The sequence below is a fragment of the Novipirellula sp. genome, from assembly GCF_041583735.1.
In the GTDB taxonomy this organism is placed as follows: Bacteria; Planctomycetota; Planctomycetia; order Pirellulales; family Pirellulaceae; genus Novipirellula.
Genome location: NZ_JBFHFD010000087.1, coordinates 1 through 18,663, shown reverse-complemented (window position 1 = coordinate 18,663; position 18,663 = coordinate 1). Strand labels below are relative to the sequence as shown.

Annotated in this window: 16 protein-coding genes; 9 read left to right on the top strand and 7 right to left on the bottom strand. The window is 56.1% G+C overall.

Features of this window, described 5'->3' with window-relative positions; all coding sequences use genetic code 11:
- The 5 genes from ABX962_RS09230 to ABX962_RS09210 form a co-directional block, all read left to right on the top strand.
- Positions 1–619, top strand: a 619-nt coding sequence (locus tag ABX962_RS09230) for a flotillin-like FloA family protein (protein WP_372718707.1), incomplete at its 5' end; no start/stop codon positions are given.
- A 3-nt stretch (positions 620–622) separates the two neighbouring features.
- Positions 623–1,483: an alpha/beta hydrolase family protein gene (locus ABX962_RS09225; RefSeq protein WP_372718705.1), complete on the top strand. Its 861-nt coding sequence runs from the start codon at positions 623–625 to the stop codon at positions 1,481–1,483.
- 50 nt (positions 1,484–1,533) lie between these two features.
- Positions 1,534–1,779, top strand: a complete 246-nt coding sequence (locus ABX962_RS09220) for a MoaD/ThiS family protein (RefSeq protein ID WP_372718703.1) — start codon at positions 1,534–1,536, stop codon at positions 1,777–1,779.
- Between the two features lie 5 nt (positions 1,780–1,784).
- Positions 1,785–2,246 carry a molybdenum cofactor biosynthesis protein MoaE gene (locus ABX962_RS09215; RefSeq protein WP_372718701.1) on the top strand — a complete coding sequence of 154 codons (462 nt, stop codon included), beginning with the start codon at positions 1,785–1,787 and terminating at the stop codon, positions 2,244–2,246.
- Positions 2,243–3,418 (top strand): aminotransferase class V-fold PLP-dependent enzyme, encoded by a 1,176-nt coding sequence (locus ABX962_RS09210; RefSeq protein ID WP_372718699.1) that lies wholly within the window; start codon positions 2,243–2,245, stop codon positions 3,416–3,418. The genes ABX962_RS09215 and ABX962_RS09210 overlap by 4 nt, the downstream gene beginning before the upstream one ends.
- Positions 3,419–3,488: 70 nt before the next feature.
- Here the strand turns inward: ABX962_RS09210 and ABX962_RS09205 are convergent, their stop codons facing one another.
- The 3 genes from ABX962_RS09205 to ABX962_RS09195 form a co-directional block, all read right to left on the bottom strand.
- Positions 3,489–3,956 (bottom strand): hypothetical protein, encoded by a 468-nt coding sequence (locus tag ABX962_RS09205; RefSeq protein ID WP_372718697.1) that lies wholly within the window; start codon positions 3,954–3,956, stop codon positions 3,489–3,491.
- A gap of 257 nt (positions 3,957–4,213) precedes the next feature.
- Positions 4,214–6,127: a type IIA DNA topoisomerase subunit B gene (locus ABX962_RS09200; protein WP_372718695.1), complete on the bottom strand. Its 1,914-nt coding sequence runs from the start codon at positions 6,125–6,127 to the stop codon at positions 4,214–4,216.
- 2 nt (positions 6,128–6,129) lie between these two features.
- Complete coding sequence (locus ABX962_RS09195; RefSeq protein WP_372718693.1) at positions 6,130–8,595, bottom strand: DNA topoisomerase (ATP-hydrolyzing) subunit A; 2,466 nt, start codon at positions 8,593–8,595, stop codon at positions 6,130–6,132.
- Positions 8,596–9,032: 437 nt separating this feature from the next.
- On the opposite strand from ABX962_RS09195, the gene ABX962_RS09190 reads away from it, so the two are divergent.
- Both ABX962_RS09190 and ABX962_RS09185 read left to right on the top strand, forming a co-directional pair.
- On the top strand, positions 9,033–9,554 hold the full coding sequence (locus ABX962_RS09190) for a hypothetical protein (protein WP_372718691.1): 522 nt from the start codon (positions 9,033–9,035) through the stop codon (positions 9,552–9,554).
- A gap of 69 nt (positions 9,555–9,623) precedes the next feature.
- A complete protein-coding gene (locus tag ABX962_RS09185) occupies positions 9,624–10,001 on the top strand; it encodes a hypothetical protein (RefSeq protein WP_372718690.1) in 378 nt (125 codons plus the stop codon).
- Between the two features lie 103 nt (positions 10,002–10,104).
- Here ABX962_RS09185 and ABX962_RS09180 read toward each other — a convergent pair whose 3' ends face one another.
- Positions 10,105–10,470: a hypothetical protein gene (locus ABX962_RS09180; RefSeq protein ID WP_372718688.1), complete on the bottom strand. Its 366-nt coding sequence runs from the start codon at positions 10,468–10,470 to the stop codon at positions 10,105–10,107.
- A gap of 392 nt (positions 10,471–10,862) precedes the next feature.
- Here ABX962_RS09180 and ABX962_RS09175 point away from each other — a divergent pair, with 392 nt between their 5' ends.
- A complete protein-coding gene (locus tag ABX962_RS09175) occupies positions 10,863–11,258 on the top strand; it encodes a hypothetical protein (protein WP_372718686.1) in 396 nt (131 codons plus the stop codon).
- A 53-nt stretch (positions 11,259–11,311) separates the two neighbouring features.
- Here ABX962_RS09175 and ABX962_RS09170 read toward each other — a convergent pair whose 3' ends face one another.
- A complete protein-coding gene (locus ABX962_RS09170) occupies positions 11,312–13,984 on the bottom strand; it encodes an Hsp70 family protein (protein ID WP_372718684.1) in 2,673 nt (890 codons plus the stop codon).
- A 310-nt stretch (positions 13,985–14,294) separates the two neighbouring features.
- Between ABX962_RS09170 and hemC the strand changes: the two genes are divergently transcribed.
- Positions 14,295–15,287 (top strand): hydroxymethylbilane synthase, encoded by a 993-nt coding sequence (gene hemC, locus ABX962_RS09165; protein ID WP_372718682.1) that lies wholly within the window; start codon positions 14,295–14,297, stop codon positions 15,285–15,287.
- Between the two features lie 41 nt (positions 15,288–15,328).
- Here the strand turns inward: hemC and ABX962_RS09160 are convergent, their stop codons facing one another.
- Together ABX962_RS09160 and ABX962_RS09155 are read right to left on the bottom strand one after the other, a co-directional pair.
- Positions 15,329–17,563 carry an ABC transporter permease subunit/CPBP intramembrane protease gene (locus ABX962_RS09160; RefSeq protein WP_372718680.1) on the bottom strand — a complete coding sequence of 745 codons (2,235 nt, stop codon included), beginning with the start codon at positions 17,561–17,563 and terminating at the stop codon, positions 15,329–15,331.
- Positions 17,560–18,345 carry an ATP-binding cassette domain-containing protein gene (locus ABX962_RS09155; RefSeq protein WP_372718678.1) on the bottom strand — a complete coding sequence of 262 codons (786 nt, stop codon included), beginning with the start codon at positions 18,343–18,345 and terminating at the stop codon, positions 17,560–17,562. The genes ABX962_RS09160 and ABX962_RS09155 overlap by 4 nt, the downstream gene beginning before the upstream one ends.
- Positions 18,346–18,663 lie beyond the last annotated feature (318 nt).

The following is an 18,663-nucleotide window of genomic DNA, read 5'->3' as shown; positions in this document are numbered from 1 at the left end:
GGATTTTGACCAAGCCGCTGCAATCGATTTGGCCGGACGTGATGTTCTGGACGCGGTGCAAACGAGTGTTTATCCAAAAGTCATCGATTGCCCCGACCCGAGTCGAACCGGAAAGACCACGCTCAGTGCGATCACCAAGAACGGCATCGAACTTCGGGTGCGAGCCCGTGTGACCGTGCGAACCAATATCGAACAATTGATCGGCGGAGCGACCGAAGATACCGTGATCGCGCGTGTTGGCGAGGCCATCATTAGCTCGATCGGATCGACCACCGACCACTTCAAAGTGCTCGAGAATCCTGACATGATCACTCGCGTGGTGCTGTCGCGTGGGCTAGATGCCCAAACCGCGTTCGAGATCGTTTCAATCGATATTGCGGATATCGATGTCGGCGAAAACATCGGTGCCCGATTGCAAAGCGATCAAGCCGAAGCGGACACACGCGTGGCACGGGCCCAGGCTGAGCGTCGACGTGCCGAAGCAATCGCCGAAGAGCAACAAATGAAAGCCAAAGTCGCCGAGAATCGATCGCAGTTGGTTTTGGCCGAAGCCAAGGTGCCGATGGCGATGGCCGAAGCATTCCGTGGCGGTCGCATCACCGCACCCAACACGAACTAAGCAATGAGTCGCAAATCCTATCGTGTCAAATTCGCGGGCGGCGCGGGGTTTGAATTAGCGGGCATCATCGACCGACCCGATACCACCGCCGCCCTGCCCGTGCTGGTGCTGAGTCATTGTTTCACTTGCAACAAAGACTTAAAGGCGATCGTGCGAATCTCGCGAGCCCTCGCTCAGCGAGGCATCGCAGTGCTTCGCTATGACATGACCGGCCTCGGCGGCAGCAGCGGTGACTTCTCGCAGACAAACTTTTCCACCAATGTGGCCGACTTGAAGGCGGCGATCGCGTTTGCGGATTCCGAAGTAGGCGACGTACATGCGTTGATGGGACACAGTTTCGGTGGGGCGGCGTCGTTGGCCGTCGCCAGTGAATGCTCATCGCACCTGTCCCCGGACAGTTCCCTGGCTGCGGAAAAAAAACTCGGCTGCGTGATCGCGTTGGCGGCACCAAGCGACACGTCTCATCTTGCCTCGCTGCTGTTGCGAATGAACCCCGCGATCGAGAAGGACGGCGAAGGCGAAGTTTCGATCGGTGGCTACCGATGGCAGATCGATTCGCAAATGGTCGATGATTTTCGCCGTCATCGTCTGCCTGATTTGATTGCCAACATTCGCATTCCCACGATGGTCATGCATTCACCCGTGGACCAAACTGTCGGTTTCGATCATGCACTGCGGATTATGTCGCTGATCAACCAAACGGAAAACTCCGAGACGGAAAATTCCGATCCCGCGCTGAGCAAACCGTTGTGTTCTTTGGTTTCGCTTGACGGGGCGGATCATTTGTTGTCCCAGCATGCTCATGACATCGACTTTGTTTCCGATTTAACGGCGGCCATGGTGCATCGGCACTGTCGCCCTTGATGCATACGCCCTTGATGCAAAACCGCTTCACCAACACGCACGTTAGCTCTATGCAGCGCGAGATCCTTTTGTTTGCCGCCATCCGTGATGCCGCGGATACCGATTCGCTTCTCATTGACGTGGCGAACGACGCGACTGCTGCCGACGTGCTCCGCGAAGTCGCTCAGCGTGTCCCGGCCACGCAAACGCTGCTGGCATCGTGCCGAGTAGCGCTGGATAACCGTTATGTGGCAAACACTCAGCCGCTTGGGACGGCACAAGAAATAGCGATCATTCCACCGGTCAGTGGCGGTTGATCGTGATGTCGGACTGTTACGTTAATTTGACCGAGGATCCGATCGATTATGGGCCGCTTTTGCCAAAAATCGCCGATCCTGATGTCGGAGCCCACGCGTGGTTCTACGGAGTGACGCGGCGAATCACTGGTGACCGCGTCACCAGCCTGCTGTCTTACGAAGCCCATCAACCGATGGCGCTTGCGGAGTTAAATCGATTGGCAAGCGAAGCAATCGAGCGGTTTCGTTTGAGCAAAATCGTCATTATTCATCGGCTGGGTGAAGTCCCAGTGGGCGAAGCGAGCGTGGTGCTCGGTTGCAGCAGCGCTCATCGTAAACAAGCGTTCGCCGCGCTGCCCTGGTTGATGGACCAAATCAAAACCGATGTGCCGATTTGGAAACGTGAAACGTTCACTGATGGCACGACTCTGTGGGTACACCCGACGGATTCAGCAGCGGAGGAACACGAAGTGAGGGATGATTCATGATGTCGCCTAGCCGAATCTATCTGGATCACGCAGCGACATCGTGGCCGAAGCATTCAGACGTGCTTGATGCAATGGATCGTTATGCTCGCGATTGTGGTGCTGCGTCGGGACGTGGCCAATATCAATCGGCGAACCGGGCGGACGCGATCCTTCGTTCGGCTCGGCTTGGAATCTCGCGTTTGATCGGAAGTCCAGCGGCCGAGGGGATCGCGTTTTTCAGTAACGGGACTCAGGCGATCAACGCGGCGATCGCGGGTGTCGTTCGCGATGGGGACCATGTCGTGACCACGGCTGCGGAACACAACAGCGTGCTGCGACCGCTTTCGCATCTTGCCGCGACTCGTGATGTCACTCTCAAAATCGTCGACTGCGATCGTGATGGCTTGGTAAGTGCCGACGACGTGCTTGATGCCGTTACCGATGCGACTCGCTTGGTGGCGGTCACGTCGGCAAGCAACGTGACCGGCGCCGAGCAACCGATACAAGCGATTGGCTGCGGATTGCGAAGTCGTAGCTCGGCAACCCACTCCGCTGCCTTTTTGTGCGACGCGGCTCAAACGTTTGGCTATCTACCGATCGATGTGCAAGCATGCGGAATTGATCTGTTGGCGGCACCGGGACACAAGGGCGGTGGGGGACCGCAAGGAACGGGGTTTTTGTATGTCTCGCCTGCCTGGCACGATAAAATCAACGCCAGCGTGTTTGGTGGCACTGGCAGCCAATCCGAGTCGCTGGAGATGCCAACGACAATGCCAGCGAAGCTAGAGCCGGGCAATTTGAACATCGCAGCGATCGCCGGCTGGGATGTGGCAATCAAACAGATCGCTGCCCGCGACGAGGCGGTCTATAGCGAGACGCTGCAATCGGTCGCCCAGCAATTAAGCGAGGGGCTCCGGGCGATCGATTCGATCCGCGTATTTGGCAAACCGGGGCGATTACCGATCGTCAGTCTCGCGATCGATGGTTTCCAGCCGACGGACTTGTCGGCGATTTTAGATGCTCAATTTTCAATCGAAACGCGAGCCGGTTTGCACTGTGCGGCATTGATCCACGATCCAATCGGCAGTGCACCGGGCGGGACGCTACGGATCAGTGGATCAGCGGCTACGACGCGTGAAGAGATCGATGCCGTGGTCGCAGCGATCCGGCAGATGTCCGATGCCATCGGTTGAAGCTGCCGGATAGGTGGAAATCCGCTCACAGACACCGTCTTCTAGCCGGCGTGCATCACGCGCGAGCGATTTAGCGGCCTAGGTACAGCGAGAAGCCGCCGCGGCCGATCGAGATGCCCGATCCGCCACGATAACCGTAGCCTCCATAGCTTCCGTAACGTCCGTAGGACGGGTAGCCGTAGCCACCACCGTAATACGATCGATACGGAGCCCGGTAATGAGACCCGTGGTGGTGTCCATGGTGCACCGGAGCGCGGTAGCTGTGATGGACGCCATGGTGACCACGGTGGTGGCTGCCGTGATGGTGCCCGCTGTGCCGAGAATAGCGACCGTGGGCCGCATCCGCGCTACTTGTCATCACGACACCGGCGAGAACGAAGACGCCAGCAAATAATATTTTCTTGAACATCGAGATTGCTCCTGGATGGTAGGGTGTCAAACGAGGCAATCGCAGCAAGATTGATGCTGCGTCCTGACTTAGGATCGATTCGTCGTCAAGCAACTCCTTGACGGTCGCGGATGGTTCGATCTGCGACATGTTGAAACACGTGATGCTACGATCAACGAAACATCATGAACGAAACATCTGGAGGCGTGTTTCACGAACCTCTCACCCTCTTAATGGGCATCGCCGCCGCCGCACCGCCAGGCTGCGGTAGATTCCATACGACGATGCCGAGCAGGAATCGTTGACGGGAACCCGTCAATGGCCGGTGAAAAGATTTATCGGGCTAAGCATCGACTGCTAGCGGCACACCGCGTGCCGCCTGGCGGTAACGCTAAGCCGAAATTTTGTTACACGTCGATTTCTTCGGCGTCTTCGGCGCGTTCCATGATAAATCGGAAACGAGCGGATGCATCGCGTCCCATCAAGTCGCTGATCACTCGATCGGTCTCAAGTTGATCGTCCACCTCGACTTTTAGCAAACGACGTGTCTTGGGGTTCAGCGTTGTTTCCCAAAGGACTTTGGGCATCATTTCGCCGAGACCTTTAAATCGAGTGATCTCGGGTTTGGCCCGCTTGGCATGCTCGGCCAAAATCTGCTCGCGATGCTCTTCGTCGTTCGCCCAATAGGTTTCTTTGCCGATATCAATGCGATACAGCGGTGGAACGGCGATGAACAGGTGACCGTCGGCAATCAACGCGGGCATATGCCGATAAAAGAAGGTCAATAACAGCGTGGTGATGTGATGTCCATCAGAGTCGGCATCAGCCAGCAGGATGATCTTTTGGTAACGCAGCGCTGACAGGTTTAGGTTCGGACCGATACCACATCCCAGTGAGGCAACCATGTCTTGAATTTCTTTGTTCTCGACGATCTTTTTCAGCGTTGCGCTCTCGGTGTTCAGCACCTTTCCCCGCAGCGGCAGGATCGCTTGATTGTTTCGATCACGACCCTGTTTGGCACTTCCGCCTGCAGAGTCACCTTCGACGATGAACAGCTCTGAGTTGCCTTTTCCGCTCGCCAAGCAATCACTCAGCTTGCCAGGCAACATCGTCCGTTTGGCGCCGCCTTTACGCGAGACCGCGTCTGAAGCGGCTCGCGATGCCGCGCGTGCCCTCGCCGCGGCGATGATGCGAGCGATGATCGAATCGGCGATCGAACGATTGTTGTTCATCCACTGTTCCAACGCGGGTCGGATCGCCGCTTCGGCCAACGGTTGGACTTCGGGGTTGTTCAATCGGTCTTTGGTTTGCCCTTGAAATTGGGGTTCCGCGATAAAGATCGACACGATCGCAACCATCCCTTCACGGATGTCTTCATGCGAGATCTTTACACCGCGTGGCGTCAAACTGTGCGTGTCGATGTAATTACGCACCGCTTTGTTCAGCCCGCTACGGAATCCGTTCTCGTGTGTACCGCCGTTGCCCGTAGGAATCCCATTGACGTAGCTGCGGACATGTTCGTCGGTCGATTCAGTCCACTGCAGTGTCAATTCCATACGAATGTCGTCGTCTTTTCGCAGCGTGAAGGGCGATTCGTGTATCGGACGCGCCGAACGATCCTTCAGCACCTTGACCAAATAATCGACGATTCCCTGTTCGTGCAGGTACGTAACCTTGCTGCTCGCGACTTCGTCAATGTAGGTGACCTTGACGCCGCGATGCAGGAAGCTGGCGGTTTCTAAGCGAGTGCGAATGGTTTCGCTATCGAAATCGACTTTGGGGAAAATTGTGGGATCGGGGCTAAACGTGATCGTGGTTCCGGTGCCACGAACGGCTCCTTTCAACTTTTGCAGTCCCGTCTTGGCAACGCCTCGCTCGAAGATCATCCGGTACTGGGCGCCGTCGCGACGGACCACGGCGGTCAGTTCTTTGGACAACGCGTTGACGACCGACGCACCGACCCCGTGCAACCCGCCTGCGGTTTTGTAGTTCTCGCCGTCAAATTTGCCGCCTGCGTGCAGCACCGTCAGCACCATTTCGAGTGCTGGTTTTTTGGTTTTGGGATGTTTGTCCACGGGGATACCGCGGCCGTTGTCGCTAACGGTCACACTCGAGCCATCTTTGTGCAGTGTGACGGTGATTTCGGTAGCGTGACCGTTCATCGCTTCGTCGACCGAGTTGTCCACGACTTCCCAAATCAAATGGTGAAGTCCGGCCATCCCCACGCCGCCGATGTACATGCCGGGACGTTTGCGAACAGGATCGAGACCTTCGAGGGCAACGATATCCTTCGCACTGTAAGTTTTGGTTGCAGTACTCATATTCAGTTTTCGTCGAACGTTTCAGGTGCAGCGGGTGGAGGAGTTACGATCTCGGCAATCTTGCCGTTCTTTTGAATCTCGGTGCCACGGCCGCCGCGCGAGGTGACGCGGTATTTGGCCGTCGAGATCGTCTTCTTCGCTCCTCGATTGGTTTGAACCGTCATCAGATCCCGATCGCCAGTCGAGGGTTTGAAGCCGAGCAATCGGTCGTCGCTCGACAAGCGGATCAATGTGACTCCCTTGCCCGCACCGGACAAGTAATTGATTTCTTCGGCAGCACAGACCATCGCTCGACAGTTTTCCGAAACGGCGAGGATCACTTCGCTGCCGTGGATCGCCACGACGTCGATGATCGACGCCCCGGGGGCCACCCGAGCAAACCGGCGACCGCTTCGCGTGGACGGTTCGGCAAAACCGGCCAAGCCAAAGCGAAGCGCGAATCCATTGGAACTCGCCGCGAAGGCATGGGTGTGGGGACACAACTCTGGCTTTTTCGGGTCCTCTTGAATGTCGCCAATCACGCGTGGGTCAAACGACATCGCCGCAATGATGTGTTCGCCATCCTTCAGTTTGAACAACTTTTGGATCGGTTCGCCAAACCCCGTCGACGCGGGAATGTCGATCATGCGGGTGGTGTAACAGACACCAAGCGACGAGAAAAATCCTATCGACGAAACCGTGTTACCCGAAACGCAGGTCAGCACTTCGTCGCCCTGACGCAGCCGACTCTTGCTCGGATCGGCAATCTGTTTTTGCCGTTTCACCCAACCGTCTTTGGTCACCATGACGTGGCAATCTTCGGCGACAATAAAGTCTTCGGCGGCGTACTCGATTTCTTCGGCGACGGTGTTGATCTTGGATTGTCGTCTCGCAAACGGGTCTTTGTTGTAAGCGTCAATCAACGATTCAATCTCGGTGCGGACGATCGTCCAGCGTCCCGATTGGTAGTTGTCTTTCGAATCTTCGTCCAGCAGCTTCTTGATCTCATTGGCTCGTTTTCGCTTGTCCTTTAACTCGTTCATGATCAAATCGATCTCGAGCCGGGCCAAACGATATAATTTCAGTTCCAAGATCGCGTCGGTTTGCTCTTCATCAAGCCCCCCTTTGGCTGCGGGAAACCGCTTCATGATTTTCATGGCGGCGTCGGCTTTGCCTTCGGATTTTCGGATGATCCGGATGATCTCGTCCAATGCATCAAAGATCAGTGCGTAGCCTTCGAGAATATGAATCCGCCGCAGCAGCGCGTTCAGTTCGTTCTCGAGCCGCTTGGTTAAAACTTCCAATCGGAAGTGCAAGAAGTGCCAAAGCATCTCCTTGAGTCCCAAGCGATTAGGGGCGCCCACCTCTGGATTTTCGGTGGGACCCAGGCACGTCATGTTGACGTTAAAGTTCTTTTGGAAATCGGTGTGCCGATACAAGTAGGCGAGGACTTTGTTTTCGTCGGCCCCTTTTTTCAACATCAAGTCGACGCGAATCTCGTCCGTTGACAAATCGCGTGCTTCGATCACCAACGGCAACTTGCCCGAGTAGATGATCTCGTTGATCCGCTCGACCAATGCTGACTTGTTTACCCCGAACGGAATCGAGGTGATCTGCAGTACCGGACTGCCTTTGGTTTTTGTGTTCAGCTCGGCGGTGCCACGCAGCTTGATCGTGCCTTGACCGGTGCTGTAGATCTCGCGGAGCTCTTCCTTGGTATTGGTAATCTCGCCGCCGGTGGGAAAGTCGGGGCCTTGCACCGCATCGTTGGCGACGAGTTGGTAGTCTTTGATCTCGGGATCGCGAAGCAGTTTCAGCAGCGCCTGGCAAACCTCTTTCAAGTTGTGTGGCGGAATGTTCGTCGCCATCCCGACGGCGATTCCCGTGGCGCCGTTGACCAACAAGTTCGGTACGCGACTGGGCAAGACAACCGGTTCTTCGCGGCTGCCGTCATAGTTGGGTTTGAAGGCGACCGTGCGGGTGCCCAAGTCGGCCAGCACCTCATTGGCGATCGGTGTCATGCGGCACTCGGTGTACCGCATCGCCGCTGCATTGTCGCCGTCGACGCTGCCGAAGTTTCCGCTGCCGTCGATCAGCGGCATGCGAAGCGAGAACGCTTGCGCCATCCGCACCAAGGCTTCATAGATCGAACTGTCACCGTGGGGATGGTAATTACCCATCACGTCCCCGACGACCTTGGCACATTTTCGGTGCTTCGCGGTCGCGTTGAGACCTTGTTGGTTCATCGTGTACAGGATTCGCCGCTGGACCGGCTTCAGCCCATCACGCACGTCCGGCAACGCCCGGCTGGTGATCACCGACAACGAATAGTTGAGGTACCGTGATTGCGCGGCTTGCCGCAGCGGGATCGACGTCAGCAATTGGTCATCGACCGCGTCAAACAGAGATCCGTTGCTTTCGCCGTTGTTTCTGGAAGTGCCTTTTCGGCTGGATTGCGAAGATGAGTTTCGTTTTTGCCGTTTGGCCACGCCTTGAAGTCCTTTTGGTCAGTCCTGCGGATTTTCGAATCGGAGTTGAATTTCTCTGTTTAACGGCAACCGCCAGCCGTCGGGAAGATCGATCCGGAAGTTCGATCGCTGCTTCTTCTTCGGCATTCTTGCCTAGTCAACCTGCGTAATTTGTACGCTTTACAGCGGATTCGCTCGATAGGGCAATCTCGGAAGATTCTGCACCGGTAAAGGGGTTATAGCGATCAAAGCCATCGCAGCGAAACCGCTGATCACGCGAAGCTGGGCGAGCAAGTGAGCAAAAAATCACGAAGCCAGGGGATTTAGCCCGAATTACAATGACGTAGGAATCTTTCTGGAAATGAGTTGCATTGCCAGACCCCCCATTGGCCCTCGTCGAGTTTGTCCTGGGCTACCGCACGTGAAAATTAGATTGGGTTCGTCGGAGGAACCGTAGGATGAAACGTCAAACCATGCTCGGAATCGCAGCCATGGCGTCACTTGCCATGGTCGCGGTCATGAACCAAACGGCTTCCGCCCAACACTTTGGCCGCGGTGAACGCATCGTCAGCTCCCATGTCGTCAGCGACGAAGTGGTCGGTGGAAATACTCAAGTCGGTGGAAACACTCAATACGCGGGCGATATCGTCAGCAGCGACGGCTACGTCGGTGGGGTGGGGATCCAGCGTCAGTACGGCACTCCTGACCTGTTTTACAACTATTATACCCAGGGCAATGCAAACCGGGCTAACGCTCAAATGTACCTGTCACCTGTGCCGGTACCGCCGAATGTCGGGCATACCTTCTACACGTATCAGCCGTTTTACCCGCAAGAAATGCTTTACGCGCACAAGGATCGATTCCACAACTATTATGACAATGGACGAGGAATGAACCGCACGCGAGCCAGCTATTGGTACCCGCCCGTCAAACAAGCGGCCAGCAATGTTTATTGGAACTATCTGCGGATTCCTCGCTAACGATTTTTGGGGGGCTGCCGAGAAAACACACAGCCCGACACTCGCACCTCCTACTTTTGGGAATGAATCATGATTCAACGACTTGTCCTTGCTGCTGGTTTAGTGGCGACCCTTTGTGGCGCAGTTCAAAGTAATGCGACCGCAGGGGATCCCTACGCCGTGACTCATATTTGGAATCAAAACTTTGCCATGGATCGCCCCTGGCACGGCCCTTACTACCATCAAAACTATGGCCAGCCCTTGGCTCTCGTCGTGCCACCAACCGCCCACATGCGGCAAACCTTGTCGTGGGGCGTCAGCCAAAATTTGATGTATCCCGTGCATCACCAGTACGGACGTAGTGCAAATTATCCTGGTGCCGCAGCCCCCGGCAGCTTCTATGCGACTCCCGGTTGGCCAAGTCACACCGATCAATTTGGCGTCTACTACGTCCGCGGACCTTGGTAGTCAGCAGCCAGAAATTAAAGCATTAAAAAACGGCACGCCCTTTCAGGTGTGCCGTTTTTTCGTGGTCTTTTGATGTTTGATGGAGGCACTAGTGGTGCCAGCACTAGTGGTGCCAGTGACCGGTTTGGTGCCAATCGTAATGCCCCGGTTGGACGTGATAGTGGTTGCCATGACGGATTATTTCCGTGGGATGGTAATCCCAGTGGCTGGTGTCGTGGTAATAGCCGTGACCATGGCCATGACCGTAACCACCATATCGATGCCCACCATAGTACGAGCGGTACGAGCTGCCGTAACGCGGCGTGTAATGTTGATAGTGCCCATGGCCGTATCCACTTCCCCCTAGAGAGATGTGTAGACCCCCAACCCGCAAGAATCCATTGCCGGCTTCCGCAGTTGAGGTGTCCGCAGCAAGGGCAAAACAGGCTGCGATTGCGGGAACCGCGATCCATTTTGTGATTGAAATCATCTTCTTCGAACTCCCCAAAATTGTTTCTCTCTCAAGTCAAACCCCGACTCAAGATCTCATCCGTCTTTAGATGCTACGATCGTGCCGTGAAACATGATCATGAAACTTTTTTGAGCGAGAATTTTTCGGTGTGTCCTAAGTCATTCATTTAAAACACTTTATGCATTGCGTTCGCCGCTAGAAAATCACGGCGTGATCGATGTAAGACCATAGGACTTGCTTGGCGTGTGGTCGTTTTGAGTACAGCGGTGTTGTCGGATTGACGACGCTTTGTTCAGTGGGGGCAATCATCGACGCCCACTTTCTTACAAAGCGGCTGCTTGGGCGGCTTGTTACAATGACTCGCTGACGTGTCTCGCGTCGTTTCCCTTGATCTTTGGGAGATTAATCGGATGGCTATCGCAGCAAATCCAGTGGCGTCACTTCATCACAGCCGGATTGTCTATCGCCGGTTTGCCGTGGTCGCACTTTACGTGATGGCGGGGTGTTCGGGGGCAATGCAAGCTGTCACCCAGACCAATGGGCTGCTAGGCCTGTTGTGTGCTCTGGGGTTTGCCACCTCAGCGACCATGTGGTTTTGGATCGATTCGCATCTGCGGTCGCGGCCACGTCCCTGGAGTCTTCAATTTGTCTTTTTTCTGACTTGGCCGCTGGCGTCGCTGATTTACTTGCTGGCGTCGCGAGGCATCCGCGGACTCGGTTACTGGATACTGCACGCGATCAGTTTGTCATTGACCGTCGTGTTTGCAACCGCTCTCGGTATGCTGGTAGCAATGTTGCTTCCGTAGCAAGGCTGTTTCGGTAGCAATGCGGTATCAGTAGCTTGGCTTGACGCAGCGGGTCAATCGAACTTGTCGACCCAGCGGGTCCAGGTGGCGATCTCTTCTTCGCTCAGCATCGGTTTGGGCAGGGTGCCGAGTCGGGTGCTGCCGGGCATTCCCGGCGTTTGTGCGCGAACGATCAACATGCCGTTGACGTTGACTTCGAATCCAATCATTCGATAGCGACTCTCTTGACCATGCGCGACCGGATCGATTTTGAAGTCATAGCGTCCCAAGGAATGCCAATCGTCACGTTTAACCCCTGCGGTTTCGACGAGGGATAATGCCATCGTTTCTTGGGTGTCCCCCACGGTCAAGCGGCGATTCGTGCGTGCGGGCAGCGCGGTACCACGCGGGACGATTGGCATGATGCGGCGGCGGCCTTGCGGGGCTTCCACGAGAATGCCGATCGTTTGGCTGGTGACCGATTGAGGCGGCATGGCGATGCTGCCACGTCCCGGCAGCTCACTCGCCAAACAAGCCGCTGCGCCTCGAGCGACATCGGTTCGGTCGACTACTTGCACCACGATCTGTTCGTTGAGTCCTCGCAGGATCTCGCTGCGAATCTCATTCAATCGCAAGAGCGGCCCCAGCGTGACGATTCGATCGATCCGTTTTCGCGATAGCGATGCATAGTGGCACGCCGACTTGATTGCTTTACGAACGCCATCGACCAAATCCTCGCACGCCTGCAGCCATTCGGACCGAACCAACGTGACGGTTTGCTCGACGCCGCCAATCTCGAGCGTCACCTTTGTGGTGGGCATCAACATCAATGAGTGCATTGCGGTTTCACAAGCGATTTGCAGACGTGGCGCTTGGGTCGATTTACGGGGGTCGACTCCATGATTTTTTTGGAAGGTGGCCGCTGCCATATCGACCAATCGCTGCATCCACGGCAGCGTGCCGGTGTGCCAATGTCCCGCGGTCGAAATTTGTTTCATACGGCTCGCGTCGCGATGAAATACGGCAGCGTCAGTGCCTTGTCCGGTCAACCCCAGGAACAAAATGTTTTGGTCCGTGCTGGTATCGAGCGAAGTCATCGCCACTTCGCTTCGTGCGGATTCTGCCACGGGCGGCAACAACAGCGACTGGGCCGCCGCGACACTGCGGTCAATCAAACGAACCGTTTTTAGTCCCGCCATTTGCGCCGCCTGCAGGATGCTTTGGCGATGGAGCTGATCGTAGCTGGAGGGAACCGTGATCGCGACCGCGGCAGGCGTGCCTTCGAGATGCCATGCATTTCGCGCAAGTCGTTTTAGCAACAATGCGAGCAGCACTTCGGGAGGACATTTTTGGCCTGCGATCGGCCGTTCGACAAATTGTTTGCCGATATACATGGGCAGACAATGCACCAGACTCTTGGAATGAGTCGCTCGCCGCTTCATCGCCTCGTCACCAAAGAACAATTGGTTCGCATCGCTGCCGATCGACATGCGAAACAACGGGCGTTTTTCGCCTCCGGCGTACAGCGTATTGACCCCGCCCTGTGGCGAAGCTTCGGCGGCGGCAGCATAAAACATCCCCATATCAAACGCCAACACGTTGGCGATATGGGCCGATGTCGATCCGCCCACAAACGTGGAACCTTCCCCGATCGGTTGACGGAGGGCAAATTCAGCTAACCATTGCGGTTCATTGGTTTTGTCTGCGTATTCGCCAAGGTCTTCGATCACTTCGTCAAGCGACGTGTAGCGTGCATGCGGTTTCTTGGCCATCATTCGCCGAAACAGGTTGGCGAACTGCATGTCAACATCGCGACGGACCTGCATTAAATCAGGAATCTCGCCGTGGCGATGCCCATAAACTTGTTCGAGATATTCACCGGTAAACGGGGGTTGGCCGGTCAGCAAGAAATACATCGTCGCGCCGAGCGAATAGATGTCGCTTCGTGAATCGGCGGTGTCCGCGTCCTCGAGCTGCTCGGGCGACATAAAGGACAATGTCCCGACCAAACGCCCTTTCGCTGGGCGTGCATTGACGATGTCTTTAGTGGCCGAGTCTGCTTTTTGCGCTGCGAGCACCGCCGGATGACGCGTGGTCAAGCCTGCGGTGCTAATGCGAGCGAGTCCCAGGTCGAGCACTTTGACCGTGCCGTCCTTGGATCGCATGATGTTGCCCGGTTTGACATCTCGGTGAATGATTCCCGCGCGGTGTGCATGCAGTAGTCCCATCGATGCTTGGCGGATGATCGATGCCGCTTCGCCGACGGACAAGGGACCGCGGGTGGCCACCATATTGGTTAACGTCATTCCATCGACGTACTCCATTGCCAAGTAATGGATACCATGATCCTCGCCCGCATCAAACGCTGCGACGATATTCGGATGCAGCACTCGCGAGGCAGCTCGGATCTCTTCATAGAAGCGATCGACCGCCTGTTGATCCTTCATCAATTGACCGGGCAACATTTTCAGCGCGACGGTCCGCTGCATGCGAACATGTTCGGCTAAAAACACCTGCCCCATGCCGCCGCTGCCGAGTTTTTCCTTGAGGGCATAATCGCCAAGCTGCTCAGGCATCGGCTCCGAATGGTCCTCGGTTACGGTGGCAGCCTTGTGTCCCGAACTGTCAAAAAGAGCGGATCCGGAAAGATCGAGTTCCGAAAAGTCACCGCTCGACTCGCCACCGCCATCACAAGTCGGCGGCTCGTCTACATGAGGAATCAGCTTGGAGGAGGACGGTTCAGGCACGACAAGGTATCTTTGGAGCGAAAGAGTTGCTGGAAAGATCGCGGGGTACCAGCTGCCCTGCACTGGGTGGAGTGTTTATGCTGGGGGGGGAAGCCATATGGCTCATCTATTGAAACGCTAATTCTAGGCGAAGGAACTCATTTTTGTAGACCGATGTGCCTGTATGGATGACCAGAACCGCAGGATTCGGTAGGATTCGTGAGGATTCTGCGGCGTTTCCTCACCAGTTGTGTTGTCACTCCGCCGCGCCAAGGTTTTTGCACCGCTTTCCTGTTTTTTTCCTTCACTTCGCACAACGGAAGTTGATCTCTTGTCTGACCCACAATCGGCTGGCCCTCTTTCCACTCACGCGGGTTCTGACGCTACTGCGGCGGACCGACTATTGCGGATCGCGACGCGTGAGAGCCCGTTGGCGATGTGGCAAGCCGAGCATGTCGCTAGTTTACTTCATTCGGCGGGTTTCGCCACGAAATTGGTACCAATGGTCAGCGGTGGGGATACCGATATGCGTCCGATCGAATCGGGCCGGCAAGTCGGCGTTTTCACCAAGCGAATTCAACAAGCGATTTTGGATGACGAAGCCGATATCGCGGTCCATTCACTAAAAGACCTGCCGACCGAAGTCGATCCGAACCTCGTGCTGGCCGCAGTGCCGCAGCGCGAGGTGGTCCAAGATTGTTTGGTGTCCCATGCGAAGTGGACCATTGCGGCGTTGCCCAAGGGAGCCAAGGTCGGCACCGGCAGCCGTCGGCGTGCGGCACAATTGCGGCATCATCGCCCTGATCTGGATGTCCAACCGATTCGCGGCAACGTACAAACACGGCTCGAAAAGCTGCGAGTGGGCGAATACGACGCGATCATGTTGGCATCGGCTGGTTTGACTCGTTTGCAAATGGACGAGGTGTCACGCGTCGAATTGCCGCTCGATCAGATGTTACCCGCACCCGGCCAAGGGGCGCTCGCGATCGAAGTGCACCGAGATGCCGAAGCGATCCAGAGAATCGTGGGAACATTGAATCATGTTCATTCGCGGGCCACCGTGACGGTCGAGCGAACTTTGTTAGCGTCGCTCAACGGAGGATGTCTGGCACCGATTGCCGCCTACGCCCAAATCAACGATGGCGTGCTTTTGCTCGATGCGGTGGTGTTGTCGACCGATGGAACGCAGCGGTTGGACGAAAGCCGATCGATTGCATTTGATCCCTCGCAATGGGAATCGTGTGCAAAAACGCTCGCTGACCAGGCGAGCGAAAGCTTGGCGAGTCGTGGGGCTCGTGAATTGATTCACGACACGCGAATGTGATCCTCGCTGGCGCTCTGCGGTAAGAAACGCGGACGGTCGCACTACGCGCCCGCGAAACTTGTGGTCGGATCGACAATCGGTTCATCGGTGTGGATTTGATCCGCTTCGATTTCTTCGTCTGCACTTCGCAGTGATCCAAAATACAGCAGGCAGGTGACGGCGATGCCCATGCTGATCACAATCCAAAACGGTTGGTACTCGGGGCCTTGCTCGGTCGTTCGCAAAAAGATCGATGCGCCACCCCAACTGCTTTCGGTGATCCGCTGCAGCGATACCGACAACGCATTGTTGGTGAAGTGAATCAAGATGCCTGGTAAAACGGACCCGGTTCTCAGTGCGATCCATCCCAGCATCAATCCCATCACGGTGGCGGCGATCGATTGCTGTAAAACCCCATGCGAGATCCCAAACAGGATCGCGGTGACGACCACCGCACGCAGTCGGCCACCTTGGCGTTCCAAGCCGCCAAAGATAAAGCCGCGGAAAGCAAGCTCTTCGCAAATTGCTGGTACTAGTGCCATGAGTAACACGACCGAAACCCAGGGGGCGGCGGCGATTTGGTCAGCAAATGGCTTCATCGACGCCATCGCTTGCTCGCTGACCGGGTACATGTGGCTAATCCATGACGCCAACATCACGTAGGTCGGATGCAGCGTACAGCCCAGCAGCACGCCCAACGGCAGCGTCGTCCAGTGCGGCATGCGAATCCGCAGGCTTTTTCGTAGTGATGTCGTCAGCACGGTTGCCATTAGTAGAGTCGGCGCCAGGATCAAACCAAGCTGCGGCATCAGTACTAATTTGCTGATGCCCGAAAACGTCGTCGGCATTTCAGTCACCGCTAGTTTGCCAAAGAACAATGCGACCAGGATCGCAGCACCACAGGCAACCGCTTGACTTGGGGTCGCCGCAATTTGACGGTCACGCCACAGATGCCGGACCCATTGCCGCAGTTCCCATTGCTCGTTGCTGCCGAACAGTACCGATTCATCATCAAATTGTTTCAGCGCCCAACGTGACGCCATCCACAGACATGTGACCGTGACGCCGGCCACCATCGGCAAATGCCAAAGCGCGATTCCGTATTGGCCTTCGACCAACGCACGGACCATCAAAAACATTCCCGTGACGGGAATCAAACTGGTGCCGACCGTCAATGTCGTGCCGGGCAACATCGGTAACATCACTAGCGGCAACGTGACCATCATCAGCGGCATCAAATAGTATTGGCCTTCTTTACTGCTTCGCGCCATCGCAGCGACCGCGAGTGCCAATGCACTAAACAGCGTCGACAACGGCACGAGTGCAACCAGCAACCACAGCATCGGGCCAATCGGCGGCGCCCCGATCGCGCCTGCACCGCCTCCAAAGCTGATTTGTCCGATCACGAACGAGCTGGTCACCAACATGCTACCGGCGTTCAGGATCGCGGTCAGCATACTGAAGGTCGTCACGGCGGCAAGTTTGCCAGCGACAATTTCCGAGCGAAGTGCCGGGCTGCACAATAGCGTCTCCAGCGTGCCACGTTCTTTTTCGCCAGCGACCAAATCGATCGCCGGGTAAAACGCACCCGTCATCGCCCAAATCAACATGATAAACGGCAGCAGTTTGCTCCACAGCGCCGCCTCGCGAGTACTGGCCGGTGCGATATCGATATCGTTGAGCTGGAATAGTTCGAGCGACATCATGTCGATGCCGGATTCTGTCAATCGCTCGTTGATCCAACCCGATCGCCAGGTTCCCAAGATTTTTGCAACGCGTTCGCGGGCAACCATCGATTGATCCGAGGCCACATTGTAGAGCAATTGGATCGCCGCTTCGTCATTCTTTAGTCGCTCTTCGGGCTGCTTGAATTGCGGTGGCACGATGACCACGACATCGAACATCCCGCTACTCACCCAATCTTCGGCTCGCTCGGGAACGCTGCGACGCGAGTTTATGTCGTCCCAAGGATACGTCACCACTTGCAGTGGGTCGTCGGCGGGAACCAGGGTTTCGGCAAAGCAATCTTCGCCGACCAAAGCGGGGACGCCTATCAAATGGTCGGTGCCGATCACACACACACTGGTAGAGTGTTGTTGGGTGAACTGAACCATCTGCAACAGCAGCGTTCCGACCAACGGGTAAAGCAGTACCGGCAAAACCGCGATCGTAAACAACGTTCGGCGGTCTCGCAGTTGGTCTCGCATTTCGCGAGCATAGATCAGCCAGACCGAGGACCAGCGTAATTTATCGGCGTTTGCAGCGGCTTGTCGCTTCTGTTTTGCAGAGAGGTTCATGCGAATGCTCCTGAGATTGCGAGTCCTTGCACGTCCGCGTCCCCTTGTTCATGTCGGCTAAGCAGGTCAAAGAAAACTTCTTCAAAGTCTTCTTGTCCATGGCGTTGGCGTAGGCTTTCCAGTGTGCCGCTGTCGAGGATCCGGCCTTGGTGCATGATCGCAATTCGGTCGCACAGCTTTTCGACCTCGCTCATGATGTGGGTCGAGAAAATCAAACACTTGCCGGCGTCACGCAAATCCCGCACGATCGCCAACAGGTTGCGAGCCACCATGACATCGAGCCCCAGCGTGGCTTCGTCAAAAACCAACACCGGAGGGTTGTGGACCAAGGCGCGGGCGATCGAGACTTTTTGCTTCATGCCGGTCGACATCTTCGCGCCCGGGACATCACGAAAATCGTTCATTCGCAATTGAGTGAATAACGTCTCGAGTCGTTCACGAAGCTCGTCACGAGACATGCCGTGCAAACGACCAAAGTAGCCGACCATTTCCCAGGCGGTCATGCGGTCGTACATCGCGGTGTTGTTGCTGACGAATCCGATGCGTCGCCGCACTTCGGCGGGATCCTGCACGACGTCATGACCGGCGACGTTTGCGATACCCGAGGTCGGGCTCAACACGGTGCTCAAGATGCGAAGCACGGTGGTTTTGCCAGCGCCGTTGGGCCCTAGCAGCCCAAAGATTTCTCCGGGCGCGACCGTGAAGGAAACACGGTCGACGGCGATAAAGCGACCACGATTGAGATCGTCGTAGGTCTTTGTGAGATGTTGTACGTGAATCATGGATGCCCATCTGCCCGGGATCAAATTGCCGTGGTCGGTTGAATCGTCGCGTGACGGTCAACACGGTCATAACGGTTGTTCCTACGGCGACCGCATCCTCAGCGTGGGGCTACCGGACGGGGTCAAAAGCGCATGGAGAAACCGCTACGGAATCGTAGCCCCCGATAGGGCAAAGGACAGCGATTCATGAGCGAACATGGCAAAAACCTGAGCAAAGGAACCCGGGGGGGCGTTAATCCTTCACTCTAAGCCGTACAACCGGACCTGTGATCGAATCGAGGGATTCGATTTCTTGCGTCGCGGCCCGGGCGGCACCCT